Genomic DNA, 19,884 nt, shown 5'->3' with positions numbered 1-19,884 from the left:
CAGGTCCGGATCACGGAACTTTTCCAGTAATTCGAAGCTCATCAACTACACCTCGGAGCCCGTGGCCAGGCGACAGCCCACGGCTTCATTGAGCATGCGCAAACTCTCCTCGGCCTCCTCCCGGTCCAGGATGCGCAGGGCGAACCCGGCATGGATGATCAGGAATTCACCGATTTCGGGCAGAGCGGGCAGAAGCATCAGAGACGCTTTGACCGTGGTCTGCCCTTGGTCCACGCGGCAGACGGCCACGTCGGCATCAATGGAGAGCACTTCAGCGGGAACGGCGAGACACATGATTTCCTCCTTGGGTTCAGTCGTCCAGCAAGTGCGAGGCAAGGTAGTCGTACCCCGGCTCGCCGATGTAGTCGTAATCCATATCCCAATGGATGCGGGCGCTCATGGCGACATGCGGCAGATCCACGAACACGGCCGAACCATTGGTCAGGGGGCGGTAGCAGGGGTCGGCAACGATCAAGTCCACGGAAGGATCGTTCATCAGGGCGGCGATCTCCGCCTCGCCGTCCGAGTCTCGATCGTGAGGGCCTCGTTCGGCCAGCAGGCCGCTGCGGCCCGGCGATTCGCGGAAGAGCGCCTGGGAGGGGGTCACGCGGATCACGTCCACACGCGGGATGCCGAAGTCGTGGATCAGGCAGTGCTTCAGCCCGTAGCTCATGACCGGCTCGCCGATGACCAAAGCGTGCCGCTGCGGAGCGGCCTGATCCGGCCTGTCCGGCGCGGGCGGCTCCTCGCCGCGTAGCATGGCCATGAAGGCGTTGCACCCCGCCAGCCCGACCGGCATGCCGACCACGAACGGGATGCCGTAATCGGCGAACATGCGCTCGGCCAAGGCCAGGCCGCTGGTGGAGATCACGGCGTTGACCGCCGCGCCCGGTGCGTTGCGCACGCTTTCCAGGGGATCGCTCAATCCGGGCACGAGCCCGGCGAAGGTGCTCATCAGCCAGAAGCCCTCCTCGCGGAGGATGTCGAACAGCGGGCCGAGGTGCGCCTCCTTGCCGGTGGACAGATGGATGGCCCCGAGCACGTTGACGCCGTTGCCGAGGCCCGGCGCGTCCGGGTCCATGAACTTGTCGGCCAGGGCCAGGAAGGCCTTGGACGCGCCCTCGGGGTATGGCTCGGACCCGGCCGTGGGGACCATGAAGACCGGCAATCCGGTGCGGGACTCGATGGTCCGGGCGAACCCTTTGAGGTCCGTGCCGATGATCTCGGAGATGGGGGTGCCGGACAGGGCCACAAAGCGGCGGTTCAACCCTTCGGCGGTCTTGACAATGTTGTCGATGAACTTGTCGTCGTTGCCCAGGATGACGTCCATTTCCAGGAGGCCCGCGCCGACCACCGTGGCCGGGCCCCGGTACCAGCGCGGCTCGTCTTCGATATTGATGTGCCAGGCCCCGCCCGCCGGGCCGTAGACCACGACGAGCCCCTCGAAATCGTACAGGGCCGAGCTGACCCCGAAGTAGCCCGTGGCCAGGGGGAGAAGGTGATGATATTCTTTCATGACGGTTCCTTAGATGAGAAAATCGTGGCCGTAGATCCAATCATAGTTGGCCACAGGGTGCTCCAGGGCATCCATGGTCTGGTCCAGCATCCACAAGGTGGCCTCATAGCCGTATTTCTGTTCCTGGTAGCGAGACAGGGGCACGTTGGCCGCGTTGACGCAGAAGATGCCCGCGTCCACGCCGTAGGCCACCTCCACGTGGTCGAAGGGCTCGGTCCGACCGCACAGGGCCGGATGAGAGGCGTTGTAGACCATGATGTCAGGCTTGGCCGCGCGCAGTCGCTCGATGAGCCCCCATTCGTAGGGTTTGATGGTCCCGCGCGCGAACAGCGTCTCCACGTTCACGCCGTTGTCCGCCAGGAACAGGGCCAGTTCGAAGGGGCTGCCGTTGATGCCGCACCCCACGGCCACGGTCTTACCGCGCAGGACGTCCAGCATGGGCCGGGCCGCCTCGACGGCGTCCGCCTCGGTCGTGTCTATGGAAAGGGTGCGCCCCACGGCCTCGCCGATCAGCCCGTACTGTTCCCGGATGGTCGAAAACCCGTAGGCGGTGGGAGCAAAACAGGTCGGTATGCCCATCTCGCTCTGGAGCTTGCCGCTCAACCCGTTGGCCAGCGGATGCATGACCACCGAGGCCCGGCCGTGGGCCATGCCCGCGAAAGTCTCGAGATCCGGGCAGAGCGGAATCTGGAGCACGTCGTCCAGTCCGGCCTCGGCCAGAACCCGGTATAATTCGCCGGAAGCGGACAGGGGCATGAAGGTACCCAGGAGATTGAGCCGGTCATCCTTGGGCTCGCGCTTTTCGTGCTTGAGGAACTCGAAGAACGAAGTGTAGGCCGAGGTGAAGGGCGACTCCTTGAGGCCAATGGTGATGGGGGCCATGGCTCCGAGGATGATCCGCTTGCCCGTGGACGCCTCCAGCCGGTTGATGACCCCGGTGAAGTCCGTGCCCAGGATGTAGTCCGGGCAGCCCACAATGAGGAAGGCGACCTTTTCGTCGCGCCGGGCCAGGATGTCGGCCATGCCCCGCTCCACCTTGGGCAGGTGATTGCCCATGGTCATGTCCAGCTCCTCCACGCAGAGCATGTAGAACCGCTCGGTGAAGCCGCGCGCGTGGGCCATGAAGGCCGAATGGCGCAGGCAAGCCGACGGCCCGGCCATGATGGCCACGGACTCGGGCAGGAGCAGGCAGGTTTCGATGACCCCCCAGCCCGCCAGGTTGGGCCCCACGCCCTCGAGCGGGGCGAATGGAAAATCCGATTTTTCCCGCAGATCCTCGATGCGGATGCGGGCGTGATCCAAATCCATAGTATCCTCCTGGTCAGGCTGCGTTGCGTTCTTCGGCGAAATTGACGATGGTCCGGGCCAGGTCGAAGAACCGCCCCGAGGTCGGCAGGGTCCGGTCGCCTTCCACGATGGTCCTGCCATCTTCCTCAAACTGATGGATGACCGTGTCGCGCGGAATCACGCCGATGACCTCGGTGTCCATATTGTGAGCGAACTCCTCGACCCGCTCCACTTCGTCGGCCATGTCACGGCAGTTGAGGATCAGGCCGCCCAGCTCGGCGTAGTTGCGGTCCGCGAAGTTGCGCAGGGCCAGGATGATGTTCCGGGCGGCCAGCAAGGCCATCTTCTCACCCGAGGTGACGATGCAGACCTTGTCCGCGAACCCCTCGCGCATGGGCACGGCGATGCCGCCGCAGACGATGTCGGCCAGGATGTCGTAGAGGACCACATCCGGCTTGTAAGTGTCGTAGGCCCCCATCTCGTCGAGCAATTCGAAGGCCGTGAGCATGCCTCGGCCGAAACAGCCCACGCCGGGCGTGGGACCGCCCACTTCCATGCAGGCCACCCCGCCGAAGCCGCGCCGCACGATGGCGTCCAGGGTCTCCGGCCGGCCTTGCTCCTGGAGGTATTGCAGGATGGGCGGCGGCGGGGTGCCGCCGAGCAGGTTGATGGTGGAATCGGTCTTGGGATCGCAGCCCACCTGCATGACGTTGTATCCTTGAAGGCCCAGGGCGGCGGAAATCCCGGAAGTCACCGTGGACTTGCCGATGCCGCCCTTGCCGTAAATCGCTACCTTGATCAATTCGCTCCTCCTTGCATCTTGAATGAATGACCCTTGCTCTCGCCAATGGTTCTTCCAGCCCGGGCGACCACACTCCTCGCCTCGTCCACCGAGACGTAGCGCTTGCGCGTGGTGATCTGGAACTCATACTCGACCTTGTCCTCCCGGCTCTTCAGGAAGGGGTTGCAATTGGGCATGATGACGTTGGCCCCGCCCTCGGTCAGGGCCCGGTACTGTCCGTTCTCCGGGGCCAAGGTGGCCACGGTGTTGGCTGCGGCCATGTGCGTGTCGCCGGTGACGATCCGCGTCAGGGCGAAGACGCGCAGCATGAGCTCGATGTCGCCCGCGGGATCGTCTTTAAGCGGGGTCTGGGCGTGGGGAATGAACGGGCCGATGTTGATCATGTCCGGCTGGAAGTCCTGGAAAAAGAGGATGTCCTCGCACAAATCCTCCACGGTCTGGCCCGGCAACCCCACGATGTTGCCCACGCCCACCTGGAAGCCGAGTTCGCGCAGCAAGTCGATGAGCCGCAGCCGGTCGTCGAGTTTCAACCCGGAGCGCATGCGCGAATAAAGCGCCGGGTTCATGGTCTCGTGTTTCATGAGATAACGCTCGGCCCCGGCGTCTCTGAACGCGGCCAGATCCTCGCGGGAACGCAGCCCGAGACTCAAGGTCACAGCCACATCCGCCCGATCCAGGATGCGCTCGATGACGGAGCAGACCATGGCCCTGGTGAAAAACGGGTCCTCGCCCGACTGAAGGACCACGGTGTGCAGGCCCGCCTCGGCTACGGTCAGGGCGGTATCCACGATCTCATCCTCGGTCATGCGGAACCGCTTGCACCGCGCGTTGTCCCTGAACAGACCGCAATACAGGTCATTGCAACGGCAATAATTGGAAAAATGGACCACGCCGCGCAACTGCACGTCGCTGCCCACCTGCTCCCGGCGCACTTGGTCGGCCTGCCGGAACAGCGCATCCTGGCAGACCTCGTCCCGAAGGGCGTCCAGTATCGTCTCTCGATTCATCTTCCGCTTCCTTTGTTCAGTGGGGAATCAGGCCATGGCCAGACTGATCCGGCCGGTGTCGCGGTCCTCGACGACCACGTGGCAATCGTTGCAGGGGTCCAATTGGTGCAGGGTGCGCAGGATTTCCACGGGGTGCCCGGCGTCGGCCACCGGCGTGCCGATGAGGGCGCGTTCAAGCGGCCCGCGCACGCCCGAGGTGTCGCGCGGAGAGAAATTCCACAGGGATGGAATCAGGTAATCGTGGTTGAGAATCCGACCGTTTCCCCAACGAATGGAATGCGTCAGCGCACCGCGCGGCACCTCCACCCGCCCCACGCCTACCCCGGCTGCGGGCAGGGCGAAATCCACCAAGCGGACCGCCCCTCCGAGCAGGGCCCCTTCCAGTTCATCCAGCAAACCAGGCAGGGAACGCAACAGAGCGGCGGACTCCGCGCCCCGCGCCAGGACCCGGCCCAGGGTGGAGTTCATGGCCTCCACAGGCAAGCCACAGCCGCCGAGCAGGTCCGAAAGCGTTCGCTCCACGGCGCGGTCGCCGCCAAGCATGCCGCCCATGACCCGGGCCAGCGGCCCCACTTCACAGGAAATGTCCCCGTGGCGCGGCGCGGGCAGCCAGAAATATGCGCCATTGCCCCAACGAAAGGAGGGCTCGTCGCGTCCCGTGAACAGCCGGTAGCGATGCCGGTCCGTGCCCTGCCATTGCGGCTCGCGCTCCTCGCGGACGGCTGTCGCGTCCGGTTTGGTGAGCTTCCAGGCCGCCGCACCGCCCACGGGATCGACAAGTCCCGCGCCGGTTTCATTGTCCCAGGTCAGCAACGTGTCGCCCGCTCCCAGTTCGCTCCACGAGGCGTAGACACGGGCCAGCCGCGTCAGGTCGACGGGAAAGAGGTCACAGACAAATTCGCGGCACCCGTCGAGAATGGTTCGAAGCCGGTCCAGATTTTCCGAGCTCAAGTCCTGATCCTCGGACAGCCCGCCGATGCGGTAGGCCTTGAAGCCCTTGGGGCCGCAATCCAGCAGTGCCAGGGCCTCTTGGAGCGATCTCCCGATCCGCACGGCCTCCAGCGAGTGTCCGTACAGCAGCAGATGCAGTTCGTCGGGCCCCCGATACGCGCCATCATGCCGCGCCTGGTCCCCTGCGCTCCCGCGCACCTCGGCCAACCGGCGCAGCCGCTCCTTGAGCGCACGGAAATGGGCGGCGTCCTCTCCGGGCCGCTTGGCGAGAGAGGCGGTCCGGGCCGGATCGGCGCGCAATGCCCTGCCCAGGCTCGCCCAGTCGGCCAGATGAAATTGATGGAAATGAAGCAGATGCTCCTGAATACATCGCAGGGACTGGACCAGACGACGCACCAGGACAGCGCTTTGCGGCACGGCCACGCCCGCCAGGTCCTCCACGGCCCGGATGGCGGCCAGGGCATGCCCGTCGTTGCACAGACAATGGGCCTGGTGAACAAAACCGGGGCGCCCCTTGGCGTCCAGTTCACCCTTGAGCAATACATTCATATTCCGGACCATGCGGCCCGTGCTCCAGGCCTCGTCCACCACGCCGTCCACCAGACGGACGCGGGCGACGAAGGCGTTGCCCGGGCAGGAGACCACCTCCCGCGCCCTCGTGGCGATCTCGGCTTCGGGTGCGGCCGTCGAAGCGGCCATGGTATGTGTCATTGTGCCTCCTCGGTGTCCCGAGGAAGGGGGGGGGAGCGGCGGCGCATACGCAGGGAGGGCGACACGTCGAAACGCGCTCGCCCTTAGGTCAGAAACCCCTTCCCGCAGGATGCGTTCACAACAAGTGTTGTGGAAGTGGCACGATAGCGCCGAGCGTAACACGAGTCAAGAATTTGTGCTATTTTTTGCTACAAAATTATTATTCGTACCCGCATTAAATCTTCGCGTGCAGCCGGTGGCACCCGCCAAAATAAGCGTCACTCGGCATCTCCCCCAAAAAAATTCCGGCAACACCGAAGCCCTTCCCAGGAGAACTGCGTGGACTCGCCTCCGCCATGTTCCCCGCCATGCCGCGGAAAACCCCTTTCAAAGACGTCGTCCTACATTGCTGGACCTCTCGGCGCAGTGGCTGAAGGCCCCTTGTTTATTCTCCCGCCGAACAGTCCGACCGACGGGCACCAAGGCTTGAGCTCGGCCATATCAAGTCCTTACTTCGACAGATATCGGAAAGAGGCCCCTGCATCCAATCCATGCGGGGGCCTCTTCGTGCTGGGCGGATATTCCGACAGCCTGTCCATCTTCGTAGATAATAATACAGCTCGCCATCCGAAAGGATATACTAAATGCACTAATGCAACCACAGGAGGCTTTGTCATGAAAAATCGCATCACCACCATTGCGTGCCTGGCGTTTGTGCTGCTCTTCGCCGTCACCGCTTCCGCCCAGATGGGCATGGGACCCGGCGGCGGCATGATGGGCGGCGGGCCCGGCTACGGCATGATGGGCGGCCCCGGCTACGGCATGATGGGCGGCCCCGGCTACGGCGGCTGGAACAACTATCAACTCACCCCGGAACAGCAGAAGGCGTATCAGGATATCGCCGCCAAATACCAGGCCGGGCTCGCCAAGCTTTCCAGCGAGATGTGGTCGAAGCGCGCGCAATTGAACGCCGTTCTGGCCCAGGAAAAGATCGACCGGGGTCAAGCCAAGGCCCTGGCCGCGGAAATCGGCAAGCTCTCCGCCCAGGCCTATGCCATGCGGGTGGACATGCTCGTGGACCTGCGCGAAAGCGGCATCTCCTATTACGGCTTGGATATGATGCACGGCGGCATGATGGACGGCGGCATGATGGACGGCCCGTGGCATCGGGGCGGCAGACCCGGCTACGGCGGGACGCAGTAAGGCCGTGGCGGAAAACGCCATGACCGACACCCTTCTTCTCTTGACCGCACAGCAACCCATGTACAACGGAAGCGGACCCAACTCGTGGGGCGGGCATATGATGTACTCGCCCTTCGGCAGCCTGTTCATGATCCTGCTGCTGGTCGCACTCGTCGTTGTCCTGGCCATGGTCCTGAAAAGGACCGCCAACAGAGACGGCGATCGGGACAAGGACCGCGAAACGCCCTTGGACATCCTCAAACGGCGCTATGCCGCAGGAGAGATAGACAAGGCCCAGTATGACGAAATGAAGCGGAACCTGACGGAATAGTCCCTGCCGTCACGCAACGCCCCGGCCGGACGCCCCTTGTCCGGCCGGTTCGCGTTTCAACGGGCGTTGACGGTGGCCCGGCGGCAACCCACGTGGCAGGAGGTCAGATGCTTCCCGGACAGGACGCACTCGGCGTAGGTACGGTTGAAGGCGTCGCCGAACTCGCCGGGGACCCACCCTTTGAGAGCGCTGTACAGTTCCTGCGAGGCCACCAGCCGGACCATGGCTCGGTTGATGCAGGCCATCAGTTCAGCCCCCTGGGCGGTGCGGGGGCAGGCGAAGTAACCGGGGAACGAGTTCGAAGGGCATTCATCGGCCCGGACCACCGCTATACGGTCCCGCATGCCGAGTTTCGTGGCGGCATACCAGATGCTCAGGGCATCGTGCACGAACCAGTCGACCCGCCGTGCGGCCAGCATGTCCAGCAACTGGGCCACGTCGTGGGCCGCATAGGCGCGCGGCGAGGCCGCCTTGGACGTCAGCGAGGCCACGAACGGTGCGAAGGCGCCGCAGTTGACGCCCGGAACGTAGCCGTAGGAAAGGTCGCCGTCGACGGCCAGCCCGGTCAGCGAAACCGAGCCATCGGGGGCCAGGCGGCGGCCGTCCCCCCGGCGCATGACGACCATCATGGGAAAGATCATCCGGCACGGAACATCCGAATACAGGGCGTAGGCTTCGCGTTCCGCCGTCCGGACCAGGCCGGTGACCACCAGCCGCGCCCGGCCGGAGCGCAGCTCCTCGTCAATACGGTGCGGGCTGGCCAAGATGAAGACGTGCTCGTACTCGGGCAACTCCCGCTGCAACGCCCTGGCCACGTCGATGCCCATGCCCTGGGGACCGCCCCCGTTCACGATGAATTGGGGCGGAAGGTTGAAATATGGCCAATAGACCACAGGCTTTCCCTGCGCCCGGGCCGAACCCGCCGCACAGAGCAACAGAGCCAGAAGGAACAGGGAGATGCGGATGCTGTGCATGCCGTGAAGTCCGTGGGGTATGCAGGAGACCGCCCCCCGTAACTACGGGCTATGGAAGCGGATCGCCTACGGTTGAAGACAGCGGAGGCTACGTACTGAAAGCACAGAATACAGGGCATTGCAACAAAAAAATCGCAAAAACGATACACGTTTTGCCAGAATCGCTGCTCCACATGAAACCGACCGTCCGCCGGATGTGATCCCGGGGCTTCCCCGTCCGCACCGGAGATCGGCGACTAAATGTACAGGGTCTTGAAATTCTGCTTGACGTCGGGGAACCGCTTGAACTCCCCGTATTCCCGCGCGGCCTTGTCCACGTAGGCCGCGATCTGGGGAATCATCTTGCCGCGCGGGACCTTGCGGTTCCAGGACTTGACCACGAGATCGCCCTTGGTCTGAAGCTCCACGGCAAAGACGAGGATGGTCTTCGGGGTGATCTTGTCCACATCGTCCAGGGTGTCCACGACGAGATCCATCCGAATGAAGGTGTCGTGGTATTTTTGCACGGTCCGGTTGATGATGCCGATCTCCTGATCCGTCAGGGCGAGCTGTTCGAGGGGGACCGATCCCCGAACCGACACCAAGCCGGACAGACCGTACCCGGAGGCATGGCCCCGGAACAGGTCGGTCTGGAAGTAGACCAGTCCGGCCGTGGCGGCGAAAAAAAAGAGCAGGGCAAAAAAAACGACCGGGAACCATCTCTCAGGGCCAGTCTTCCTCGGCATACGTCAAACCGCCTTAAATTCAATTTTTCCGGCAAGAAAGAATGTGGAAAACACCCGATTAAATATCAACTAAACCATTTCACTTCTCTTGGCAATGCTTTTCCGGCGGGGGCGGCGGCCGCTCCCGGGACGGTTTGCCGCCTTTTCTCCGATAACGAAAAATTGATTTATGAACCCTTTATTAATCAGCTGGTTGAAGCAGTCGATTCATTCATTAACGGTTGTCGGATACTTGACTATGCTGTATGCTGGCCCATCATGATGGAGCGCAGCATGCCCGAATACCGCATCTCGGTGGATCAGCTTCGACCGGGGGTTTTCATCCGGCTGGAAAAGACCGGTTGGTTTGAGCATCCTTTCCTGTTCAGCAACTTCAAGATCAAGGACGCGGACCAGATCGCCCTGATCAAGGGGTTGGGCATCACCCACGTGACATGCATCCCGGAAAAATCCGATGTCTTGCCCTCGACCCCGGACAGGCCGGGCGCAACGGCCCCCCTCTCCGGAAAGGCCGCCCCGCGCGAGGTCATCGACCATCTCTGGGCGATCAAAAAGGAGCGGACCCGGCGGTTGAAACAAAAAAAAGAGCGCATCGCCGTGTGCGAAAAGCGTTTCAACTCCTGCGTCAAGACCTTCAACGACATCCTCAAGGGCGTGGTCGCCGGGCAGGCCGAGGCGGCCGTGGCTGCGGCCGACTTCGTCGCCCGGCTGACCGAATATTTCCTGGACGACCGCGAGTCCATCCTGCATCTGATGAATGTGGTAGACCGGGGCGAATCGACCTACTCCCACCCCATGAACGTGGCCGTGCTGTCCTTGATCGTGGGCAAGGAGGCCCGGTTGAGCGAGGCGGAGATGACCGCCCTCGGCCTGGGCGCGCTCTTCCACGACATAGGCAAGGAGCGGTTGCCAAAAAAACTGTTGAAAAAACGTGGCGAGCGGACCCGGCCGGAGCAGGAACTGCTTGAACGGCACCCGGAACACGGCGCGACCCTGCTGGCGGGGATCGACATTTTCCCGCGCGAAGCGGCCCGGGTGGTGGCCCAACACCATGAGCGCATGGACGGCTCGGGCTTTCCCGAGGGGCTTTCAAGCGGAGAGATCGACCGGCTGGCGCGCATGGTGGCCATCGCCGACGCCTACGACAACCACTGTAATCGGGCCGACCCCATGGAATCCCTGACCCCGTATCTGGCCCTGTCCTACATGTTCGGCCAACAGAAGCACCTCTTCGACGTGGAACTGCTTGCCCTGTTCATCCGCTGCCTGGGCGTTTACCCGCCGGGCACCGTGGTGGAGCTGTCCAACGGCGATGTCGGCATGGTCATGGCCGTGAACCCCCAGAACCAGCTCAACCCGAGCGTCATGCTCTACGACCCGGACGTGCCCAAAAAGGAAGCGCTCATCGTGGACCTGACCGACGAGCCGGACCTGCGCGTGGAAAAATCCATCCGCCTGGCCCAGCTCACCCCGGAAATGCTCCAATATCTCTCCCCCCGCACCCGCATCACCTACTACGTGGAACCCGGCGTCTAACCGCCCTCTCCCGGTCGAAGCCATTCCCCCGCCTCGGGTTCGCGGCCGCAGCGAACGGCGCGGCGTATCGTGCCCCTCCCAATGAAGAGAAGGACGCAATCATCGCGCCGCGGGCGCCGTCCACCGAACAGTTCCCTCTACGGGCCTTCTCCAGCGACGCCCCCGGACCGGGCGAAGGTTTTGTCGGGCGAAAATCCCGGCGCGAGCCGGGCGGATGGCGGTTATTCGCGGGAAAGGAGCCGGCTGATGGCGGCCACAAGGTCGTGCTTGAGGATCGGCTTCATGATGAAATCGCCGATGCCGATATCGCGCAGCCGGTCGTAGGACACGGCGTCCGAGAAGCCGGTGCACAGGATGATCGGGATGCCGGGCCGGATCTTGAGAACCTCGCGGGCAAACTCCATGCCGGTCATGTTCGGCATGGCCTGGTCCGTGATGATCAGGTCGAAATCCCGGGGCCGGAACCGGAAGGCCTCCAGGGCCTCGATGGAGGAAGTTCGGGCGACCACCTCGAAGCCGCAGGCTTCGAGCATCTCGCGGCCGATGTCCGTGAGCGGCTTCTCGTCATCGACGAACAGGATGCGCCCCTCGCGGAAGACCAGATCGGCCGGGATGTCCGCCTCAATCCGGACGGCCTCGGAATTGCGCGGCAGAAAGACATGGAAGGACGCGCCCTGGCCGGGCCGGTTCTCCAGCTCCAGGTAGCCGTCATGCCGCTTGACGATGCCGTGGACCATGGCCAGGCCCATGCCGGTGCCCTCGCCCTGCCGTTTGGTGGTGAAGAAGGGATCGAAGACGCGCTCGACCACATCCGGGTCGATGCCCGGCCCGTTGTCCTCCACGGTCAGGCGCACGAACCGCTCGCCCTTGCCCAGATCCTCGGGCGGCAGCACCGGATCTCCCGCCCGCACGTCGGCCAGGGTGATGGTCATGGTTCCGCCCGTTTCGCGCATGGCATGGGCGGCGTTGCCGCACAGGTTGAGCAGAATCTGGTGCATCTGGGTCGGATCGGCCATGACCTGGTCGCGGTCGGTCTCAAGCCGGGTGACGATGGCCACGTTGGAGGGCACGCTGGAACGGAGCAGCTTGAGGGCCTCCTTGATCAGCGGGGTCAGGGTCATGGCGTGCCGTTCCTGGGGGCCCTGGCGGGAAAAATTCAGGATCTGCGTGACCAGGTCGCGCGCCCGGCGGCCCGCCCGGGATATCTCCCCGATGCGCCGTTCCAGGCCGGAATCCGGCTCGGCCCCGGACTCGATGATCTCGGCATAACCCAGGATGACGCCGAGGATGTTGTTGAAATCGTGGGCGATACCCCCGGCCAGCGTGCCCAGGGCCTCCATTTTCTGGGACTGGCGCAACTGGTCCTCCAGGCGCTTGGGTTCGGAGATGTCGAACAGGTAGCCCCGCAGCTCCGCCCATCCGCCCTCCTCGCCGATCACGGTGTCGCAGGAAACCATCAGATGACGCTTGAGCGATCCACGCGTGAAGACGACCTTCTGACTGGCCACCCGCCCGGAGCCGGACAGCAGGCCGCGCAGAGATTCGTCGGCCCCGGCCTTGTCCCACAGGTCGAAGATGTTCGCGCCGAGCACGTCCTCGGGCAGGCGGAAAGCGAACATCTCGGCAAAGGCCGCGTTGCAGTCCAGGATACGCCCCTGCGCGTCGGCCGCGAAATTGCCGCTGATGTCCTTCTCGAAGAGCAGCCGGTAGCGTTGTTCCGAGGCCTGGAGTTCGCGCAGGACAGCAGCGCGCTTGGCGATGTCGAGCCGAAGCCGCCGGTTGGCCGCGTTGAGTTGGCTGGTCCGGGCCTCGACCTTGGAGGCCAGGGTCTCGTTCAGGTCCCTGAGCCGGTTTTCGGCGTCCCATTTGGAGCCCAGAGACAGCGTGATCTGCTTGAGCTCGGGCGAACGAAACGGCTTCTGGATGAAAAGCAGTTTTTCCGGCGGCTGGACCCGCTTGTTGAATTCCTTGAGCGGCACCTTGTGGCGGGCCGACAGCAGGACGATCTCCATGTTCGGGTCCCGGCGGCGCAGCCCCTCGGCCAGTTCGATGCCCCCGAGCGCCTCGTCCAGGTCGGACAGATGGATGTCGATGAGCGCGATGGCGAAGGGATCGCCTTCGGCCAGGGCCCGGTCCATGGCCTCAAGCCCCCCCGCCGCATCGCGGGCCGGAATCACGTCGAAAATCGGCCGGGCCGCGTCCTCGTCGATCTCCTCACGGGACGGCAGTCGGGCATCGTCGCCGAACAGCGCCTCCAAGGCGGACGGCTCCTCGCTCTCGAAGCAAAGGACATCGCGATAGAGCATGAGCATGGACTCGTCATGGTCCACGGCGAGAACGCGAAAGCGTCGGGTGCGGTCAGCTGCCAAGTTGCATCTCCCGATGGGTTCAGGCCCGGAACGGGCGTCGTGCCTTCTTGGGAACATACGGAAATCCCCCGGGAAAGGGAAGGTTCCTCCACAGCGCGGTCATCCCGGAACAGGCCATTGCGGGAGCCTGTCCGGGGCGGTGCGCCTTGCAAGGCGTCGCGTCGTTAGAGTTGGGCCGAGACCTCGGGCCTGGGATCCACGCGCTCGAAGACCGGGGCGCGGTCCAGATTCAGGATGGCCAGCACGTCGGGCCGCTCGGCCTTGGCCTCCTTGACCGAGGCGAACCTGCCCACCAGGACGCGGTACCAGACGCCCTTGCCGCCGAGATCAACCTGATTGATCCAGGTCGTGAACCCCTGCTTCTCAAGCTGTGCGCAATGGACGAAGGCGCTTTCGTGGTCACGGAAGGAGCTGACGTGCAGCCCGTAGGTCTTGTGGTCTGGAATTATAGTCTGATCCCCGGAACCCGGCGCCTCCAGGGCCGCCTTGACGACCCTGGCGGGGGAGGATGGCGAGCCTGCGGACGCGGGAGATGCCGCAGGCTCGCCGGGGTTCTGCTTCGTGTCGGGGAAGGACTGACGAAGCAGAGGGTTCGGGGTGGAACCGCTAAGTTGGGGGCCGGTCTTCTGGAAACGGGCCGCCAGACGGGCGCGTTTCAGGTTGTCGGCGGCCTTCACGTAGTAGCTGGGGGAAAGCTCGATGGCCCGCTCGAAATAGGGCACCGCCTCGGCGGGCCGGTTCTCCGTCAGGAGGACGTATCCGAGATTGTTGTTGGCCTTGGCTTCGCCGCCCGCGTACTTGAAGGATTCAAGGGCCTCGTCCAGGCGGTCCAGGCGGGCCAGGGCCAGGCCGAGATTGTTGTAGGTCCGGGAGGACATGCCGCCCGAACGGAGCGCCAGGCGAAAGGTCTCCACCGCCTGGCCGTACTGCCGACGGGCGATGTGGACCACGCCCAAGTTGTTGTAGATTTCATCCACGCCGCTGCCCCGGTGCAGTTCCAGGGCGGCCGCGAATTCCTCGGCGGCCTCGTCGTACTCCGCATTGCGGTCGTGGATGATGCCCAGGAAATTGTGGGCCTTCCAGAGCATGGGATTGAGGGCCACCGCGCGGGCCAGATGCGTCTCGGCCTCGCTATAGAGCCCGGCCCGGAAATACACGCAGCCTGCGGCCTCATTGGCCACGGCGTGATTCGGGCCCTTTTCCAGGACCTTGGAATATTCGGCCAGGGCCTGCTCGTCGAGCCCCTGGGAAACCAGCAGGTCGCCGCGCTTGACCCGCGCGTCCAGATTGTTCCCGTCCAGCTCGATGGCCTTGTTGAAGTGAACCAGGGCCATCTCGGGCTTGGCGCGGCGGACGTAGCCGTCGCCCACCTGCTCATGCTGCTCGCTGGTCAGGGTGACCGGAGAGCCCTCGCCGTAGGCCAGTTCGTCGAAGGTCTTGTCGTTGTACGACTTGTTCATGCAGCCGGACAGGACCAGGCCCGCGAAAATCGTTGTCGCTATGATGCAAAGCTTTTTCATGACGGTCTCCTTTGCTGTTTGCCTAGTGGCGGTTCATCTCAAGGAACATGTCCATGCTCATGATCACCGCCGGTCCGAGGATGGCCACGAACAGGGTCGGGAGGATGAACGCCACAAGGGGTAGAAGCAGCAGCACCGGCATCTTGGCGGCCTTTTCCTCGGCGCGCTGGGAGCGCTTGACGCGCATGGCGTCCGAGTAGACGCGCAGGGTCCGTCCGACGCTGATGCCGAAAGCGTCGGCCTGGATAAGCAGGGAGGTCAGGCTGTTCAGGTCGTCCAGCCCCACCCTTTCGGCCAGGGAGCGGAGGGCCTCGACGCGGGCCTTGCCCGCGCGCAGCTCCAGGGAGAGCAGCTTGAACTCGGAACTGATGATCGGGCCCGAGGTCCTCATTTCCCGGCAGACCCGGTCAATGGCCTGATCCAGCCCCATGCCGGATTCGACACAGACCACCAGGAGATCAAGGGCGTCGGGCAGTTCGTCGCCCACGGCCACCTTGCGCCCGTTGATCTTCTTGGTCAGCCAGTATTCGGGCCCGTACACGCCGATGGTGGCCAACAGGACCGTGCCGAAGGCGGTCATGCCCATGGACATGTCGTCCATGAACAGGAAGCGGAAGAGGAGGAACCCGCCCGCCAGACCGACGGCCAGGACGCCCTTGACCCCCTGAAATATCTTGTGGGAATCCGGCTTGCGCAGCCCGGCCTGGATGAGGCGCAGGCGGCTCTTGCCGATCTCCTCGGCCTCGGTGGGGCCGATCTTGGTGCCCAGCCGACCGAAGAATTCCACGGCACCCTTGATCGCCTCGCCCAACGGGGCGGTCAGGGCCTCGGACCGCTTGACGGCCGTGCCCGAAACCCGCTCCCTGAGCCGGGCCGAGTCGTTGGCTCCGCTCAGGTAGCCGAGCAGGCCGTAGCCTCCCAGAAGCACGGCGATGAAACCGATGCCGGAAGCGAACAGGGGAATGAGCTGATCGTTCATGCCGTCCTCCCTAGACCTTGATCTGGATGATCCTGCGAATGATGGCCGCGCCGATGATCATGGAGATGACCGCGCCCCAGACCATGTTCAGCCCCAACTCCCGGGTCCACAACAGGCGGATGTAGTCCGCGTTGACCACATAGAGTATGCCGGTCAGGATAAACGGCAGGGCGACGAGGATGTAGGCGGACACCCGGCCCTCGGCGGACAGGACGCGGATCTTGCCGAACAGGGCGAACCGCTCGCGCACCAGGGAGGCGATCTTGGCGATGATTTCGGCCAGATTGCCGCCGGTCTCGCGCTGGATGTTTACCGAGACCACGAAGAACTTCAGGTCCGGGCAGTCCACCCGCGCCTGGAGATTGGTCAGCGCCCGATCCACGTCCATGCCGTAGTTGATCTCGTCCAAGGTCTTGCCGAACTCGGGGCCGATGGGGGCTTCAAACTCGTCGGCCACCATGCGCATGCCGCCGCCGAAGGTGTGCCCGGCCTTCAGCGCCCGGGCCATGAGGTCCAGCGCTTCGGGCAACTGTTTCTGGAAACGCTCCATGCGCTTGCGCTTCTTGCCCTGGAGGACCCAGACCGGGGCGTAGCCGAGCATGATCGCCCCGGCCGCCGACACCCACAGCCTGCCGGAGAAACTCCCCGCATAGACGCCGATGACGGCGAGAAGCATGCACAGCAGGAGGTAGGCGCCCGCCGAGCCCCTGGCGTCCGCCTGATAGAGCAGGCGGCTGAAATTGGCGGACCAGCGCATGCCTTCAAGCAGCCGGTTGAACAGGGGCACCTCGCTCATGGTGGTCTCGCGCAGGACCAGGTCCACGGAGGCGGCGTCGATGTCGGCGGTCAGGGCCATGGCCTGGAGGCGCTCCCTGACCCGCCGCTCGGCCTTGTCCGAACCCGACCGCATGAGCGAACCGACGCCCATGGCCAGCAGGAAGACGATGAGCACGGCCGCCGCCGCGATGATTAATGCCATGGACATGGGCCTACTCCTTGTTCCGTTGCGGTCTGGGGGTGACGTGGAACATTTCCGAAGGGAACGGGAATCCCATGCGTTCGAGCTTCTCGGCGAACTTGGGCCGGATGCCCCGGGCGGTGAAATGCCCCTCCACCTTGCCGTCGGCGGTCAGCCCGGTCTGCTCGAAGGCGAAGATCTCCTGCATGGTGATCATCTCCCCTTCCATGCCGGTCACCTCCTGGATGGAAATGACCTTGCGGGTGCCGTCCACCAGGCGGGTGGCCTGGATGATGACGTCGATGGCCGAGGAGATGTAGCGCTTCATGGACAGGGGGTTGAGGTTCAACCCGGCCATGGAGATCATGGTCTCCAGGCGCATGAGCGCGTCGCGCGGGGTATTGGCGTGGACGGTGGTCAGGGAGCCGTCGTGGCCGGTGTTCATGGCCTGGAGCATGTCCAGGGCCTCGGCCGAACGGACCTCGCCGACGATGATCCGGTCCGGGCGCATGCGCAGGCAGTTCTTGACCAGGTCGCGCATGGTGATCTCGCCGCGTCCCTCAATGTTGGCCGGGCGGGTCTCCAGCCTGACCACATGCTCCTGCTTGAGTTGCAACTCGGCCGCGTCCTCGATGGTCACGATGCGCTCGTCCTCGGGCACGTTGCGCGACAGGCAGTTGAGGAGCGTGGTCTTGCCCGAGCCGGTGCCGCCGGAGATGAGCACATTGAGCTGGGTCTGGACGATGCCCTTCATGAGCAGGGCCATCTCCGGGGTCAGGGAGTTGAAACCGATGAGGTCGGCCACTTCCAGGGGGTCCTTGGAAAACTTGCGGATGGACAGCGACGGCCCGTCGATGGCCAGGGGCGGAATAACCGCGTTGACGCGCGAGCCGTCGAGCAGGCGGGCATCGCACAGGGGCTGCGACTCGTCGATGCGCCGTCCTACCTTGGAGACGATGCGGTCGATGATCTTGCGCAGATGGTCGTCGTCCTTGAAGCGGGACGGAGTCAGCTCCAGCTTGCCCGAACGCTCCACGTAGATATGCCGGTAGCCGTTGACCAGGATGTCGTTGACCGTGGGGTCCTGGACATAGGGCTCCAAGGGCCCCAGGCCGATGACCTCGTCCTGGACCTCGGCCAGCATGCGCTTGCGCTCGGCCAGATTGAGAGGCGCGTTGCGGAACTCGCCCCAGAGCAACCCCTCGGTGACCTTGGCAATCTCGCCGCGCACCTCGGCCTCGCTCAGGGAGTCCAGGAGCGACAGGTCGATCATGTCGATGAGCCGGTCGTGGATGCGGGTCTTGATGTCGAAATAGTGTTCGTCCGCCCCGGCCTTGGCCGTCCCGGGCCGGGCCTTGGGCTTGGCCTGAACCGGAGCCTCCGCCGTGGCGGAACCGCGCCGCGTCGCGTTTCGATTCAGTCGTTCCGCGAGGTTCATAAGGCCGCTCCCGCCATGTTGTCGTTGGCGTCCGAAGCCTTGCCCTTCTTGCGAAAGAGCGAGGAGAACGGCAGGGAGAGCCCCTTGCAGGCCTTTTTCTCTTCGGGGGCCAGCCCCTTGGCCAAATTCCGCACGGCCTTGGCCGAGGCGGACTTGGGGAAGGCCTGGACCAGGGGGGTGCCCTGATTGATGGCGGAAAGCGCGGCCTCCCCGTCCTCGGGCACGGCCCAGGCGATCTCGCGGCCCAGGACTTCGGCGGCCTCGGGCACGCCGATGGAGGCGTTGCGGGTTACGCGGTTGGCCACCAGCCGCATGCGCCGGTCCGCGTCCGGGTCCTGGCCCGAAAGGGATTCGGCAAGCCGGGCGACCCGGGCCAGGCACGGCAGAGAGAGCTGCATGGCCAACAGGATGGAATCGGCCAACTCCACTTCCTTGGGCAGTTCGTCCTCGCCCGGGGCGGCCGCGTCCACGACCACGAAATCATAGCTGTGACGGAGTTGTTCGAGAATCAGGAACAGGGTGTGCTCGTCAGGCCGTTCGCCTGTGGCCGGACCGGGCAGGACGTGCAGGCCGGACGCGTGCTCGGCCATGACGCTGCGCAGGTAGGTGGCGTCGAGCCGCGAGATATCGGTCACCAGGTCGCCCCAGGTGTAGTCGTGCTTGAGGTCAAGGAAATAGGGGATCTCGCCCATGGGCTGGCGGAGGTCCAGGAGCACGGTGCGGCCGGGCCCGCGCTCGTTCAGGACGCAGGCCAGGTTCACGGCCAGGGTGGTCGATCCCACGCCGGGCTTGCACCCCAGGACCGTGAAAAGGCGCCCCTTGCCAGTATCGTCCACGCCCAGGCTCAGACGCATGGCCGTGCGCAGGACCGCGGCGCGCAGGTCGTTCTCGTCCACGGGGAATTTGAGATATTCGCGGATGCCGCTACGCATGGCCCGGATGAGGATCTCGGGATCGGCCACGTCGCCGGCCAGGTAGACATCCTCGGCCTGCCCCGATTCCAGGGCGTGGATGATGTGCGGCATGTCCTCCTCGACGGAGTCGCCGGGCTCGTAGATGAGCACGCCCATCTCTTCCGCGTCCTCGCCGACCAGGCGGACCATGGGATTGGCGGAGATCATTCTTTCCAGACGCTCCCGCTGATCCCGGTCGATGACGGCCAGCGATATGGGTATCACTCTGTTGTTCATGGTTCCTTTCCCCTGGTTTCCGCTAGGAGGCCTCGACTACGGCGATTGCGTGACCGCCGTTCTCCCCGTCGGGCCGGATGGATGCGGATTGTCGCCGTTGCCGAACGGGCGCGGACCGCGTCAACGGCGCGGGCCCGGATCGGACGGCGCTCATTGCGCGTCTCCGGTGACCGCGCCCGAGTCGGAATCGTCCGCCGTGGACGGACCGGCCTGATAGCGGGCGACCATTGCGGCCGCATACTGCCCGTCTATGCCGACCACGGGGGCATCGCCCCCGGCCTCGGGGTTGGCGGTCTGGCTGGCCACGGCCATACGCACCGAACTGCCGAACTCCGGCGAGGTCCGGTCGTTTTCGAACATGGTTCCGCAGCCCGCCTGAAGCATGATGCCCACCATGGCGATGTAGATCAGGATATTTCGCATGACGTC

Annotated in this window: 18 protein-coding genes; 3 read left to right on the top strand and 15 right to left on the bottom strand. The window is 64.4% G+C overall.

What is annotated here, in order from left to right:
- Positions 1–45: 45 nt before the first annotated feature.
- The 6 genes from J0909_RS16860 to J0909_RS16835 are packed head-to-tail and all read right to left on the bottom strand — an operon-like array spanning position 46 to position 6,274.
- Positions 46–294 (bottom strand): HypC/HybG/HupF family hydrogenase formation chaperone, encoded by a 249-nt coding sequence (locus J0909_RS16860; RefSeq protein ID WP_207264684.1) that lies wholly within the window; start codon positions 292–294, stop codon positions 46–48.
- 16 nt (positions 295–310) lie between these two features.
- Positions 311–1,516, bottom strand: a complete 1,206-nt coding sequence (locus J0909_RS16855; RefSeq protein WP_207264682.1) for a nitrogenase component 1 — start codon at positions 1,514–1,516, stop codon at positions 311–313.
- 9 nt (positions 1,517–1,525) lie between these two features.
- Positions 1,526–2,824, bottom strand: coding sequence for a nitrogenase component 1 (locus tag J0909_RS16850; RefSeq protein ID WP_207264681.1), 1,299 nt, complete (start codon positions 2,822–2,824; stop codon positions 1,526–1,528).
- Between the two features lie 13 nt (positions 2,825–2,837).
- Entirely contained in the window at positions 2,838–3,605 is a 768-nt protein-coding gene (locus J0909_RS16845; RefSeq protein ID WP_207264679.1) for a nucleotide-binding protein, read from the bottom strand.
- Positions 3,602–4,612, bottom strand: a complete 1,011-nt coding sequence (hydE, locus tag J0909_RS16840; RefSeq protein WP_207264677.1) for a [FeFe] hydrogenase H-cluster radical SAM maturase HydE — start codon at positions 4,610–4,612, stop codon at positions 3,602–3,604. The genes J0909_RS16845 and hydE overlap by 4 nt, the downstream gene beginning before the upstream one ends.
- A gap of 27 nt (positions 4,613–4,639) precedes the next feature.
- Positions 4,640–6,274: a nickel-dependent hydrogenase large subunit gene (locus J0909_RS16835; protein WP_207264675.1), complete on the bottom strand. Its 1,635-nt coding sequence runs from the start codon at positions 6,272–6,274 to the stop codon at positions 4,640–4,642.
- Positions 6,275–6,928: 654 nt separating this feature from the next.
- Between J0909_RS16835 and J0909_RS16830 the strand changes: the two genes are divergently transcribed.
- Both J0909_RS16830 and J0909_RS16825 read left to right on the top strand, forming a co-directional pair.
- On the top strand, positions 6,929–7,456 hold the full coding sequence (locus J0909_RS16830; RefSeq protein ID WP_207264673.1) for a periplasmic heavy metal sensor: 528 nt from the start codon (positions 6,929–6,931) through the stop codon (positions 7,454–7,456).
- Between the two features lie 19 nt (positions 7,457–7,475).
- Positions 7,476–7,766 (top strand): SHOCT domain-containing protein, encoded by a 291-nt coding sequence (locus tag J0909_RS16825; protein WP_207264671.1) that lies wholly within the window; start codon positions 7,476–7,478, stop codon positions 7,764–7,766.
- A gap of 56 nt (positions 7,767–7,822) precedes the next feature.
- Here J0909_RS16825 and J0909_RS16820 read toward each other — a convergent pair whose 3' ends face one another.
- Positions 7,823–8,740, bottom strand: a complete 918-nt coding sequence (locus tag J0909_RS16820; protein WP_207264670.1) for a transporter substrate-binding domain-containing protein — start codon at positions 8,738–8,740, stop codon at positions 7,823–7,825.
- 236 nt (positions 8,741–8,976) lie between these two features.
- Positions 8,977–9,465 (bottom strand): hypothetical protein, encoded by a 489-nt coding sequence (locus J0909_RS16815; RefSeq protein ID WP_207264669.1) that lies wholly within the window; start codon positions 9,463–9,465, stop codon positions 8,977–8,979.
- 273 nt (positions 9,466–9,738) lie between these two features.
- Between J0909_RS16815 and J0909_RS16810 the strand changes: the two genes are divergently transcribed.
- Positions 9,739–11,001 (top strand): cyclic di-GMP phosphodiesterase, encoded by a 1,263-nt coding sequence (locus J0909_RS16810; protein WP_207264668.1) that lies wholly within the window; start codon positions 9,739–9,741, stop codon positions 10,999–11,001.
- Positions 11,002–11,222: 221 nt separating this feature from the next.
- Here J0909_RS16810 and J0909_RS16805 read toward each other — a convergent pair whose 3' ends face one another.
- The 7 genes from J0909_RS16805 to J0909_RS16775 form a co-directional block, all read right to left on the bottom strand.
- Entirely contained in the window at positions 11,223–13,370 is a 2,148-nt protein-coding gene (locus tag J0909_RS16805) for a response regulator (protein WP_353616792.1), read from the bottom strand.
- Between the two features lie 164 nt (positions 13,371–13,534).
- Positions 13,535–14,890: an SPOR domain-containing protein gene (locus J0909_RS16800; RefSeq protein ID WP_207264666.1), complete on the bottom strand. Its 1,356-nt coding sequence runs from the start codon at positions 14,888–14,890 to the stop codon at positions 13,535–13,537.
- Between the two features lie 22 nt (positions 14,891–14,912).
- Positions 14,913–15,869, bottom strand: a complete 957-nt coding sequence (locus J0909_RS16795) for a type II secretion system F family protein (RefSeq protein ID WP_207264665.1) — start codon at positions 15,867–15,869, stop codon at positions 14,913–14,915.
- A 10-nt stretch (positions 15,870–15,879) separates the two neighbouring features.
- The gene (locus J0909_RS16790) at positions 15,880–16,854 is read right to left on the bottom strand and encodes a type II secretion system F family protein (protein WP_207264663.1); all 975 of its coding nucleotides are present in this window, start codon (positions 16,852–16,854) and stop codon (positions 15,880–15,882) included.
- Between the two features lie 4 nt (positions 16,855–16,858).
- Positions 16,859–18,265: a TadA family conjugal transfer-associated ATPase gene (locus tag J0909_RS16785; protein WP_207264661.1), complete on the bottom strand. Its 1,407-nt coding sequence runs from the start codon at positions 18,263–18,265 to the stop codon at positions 16,859–16,861.
- The gene (locus J0909_RS16780; RefSeq protein ID WP_207264659.1) at positions 18,262–19,455 is read right to left on the bottom strand and encodes a CpaE/TadZ family protein; all 1,194 of its coding nucleotides are present in this window, start codon (positions 19,453–19,455) and stop codon (positions 18,262–18,264) included. The genes J0909_RS16785 and J0909_RS16780 overlap by 4 nt, the downstream gene beginning before the upstream one ends.
- 150 nt (positions 19,456–19,605) lie before the next feature.
- Positions 19,606–19,878, bottom strand: a complete 273-nt coding sequence (locus J0909_RS16775; RefSeq protein ID WP_207264657.1) for a hypothetical protein — start codon at positions 19,876–19,878, stop codon at positions 19,606–19,608.
- Between the last annotated feature and the right edge of the window lie 6 nt (positions 19,879–19,884).

Origin of the sequence: Desulfovibrio sp. Huiquan2017, from assembly GCF_017351175.1 — a bacterium.
Lineage (GTDB): Bacteria > Desulfobacterota > Desulfovibrionia > Desulfovibrionales > Desulfovibrionaceae > Pseudodesulfovibrio.
The sequence above is the reverse complement of the archived record's forward strand: the minus strand, read 5'-3'. Positions and strand labels throughout refer to the sequence as shown.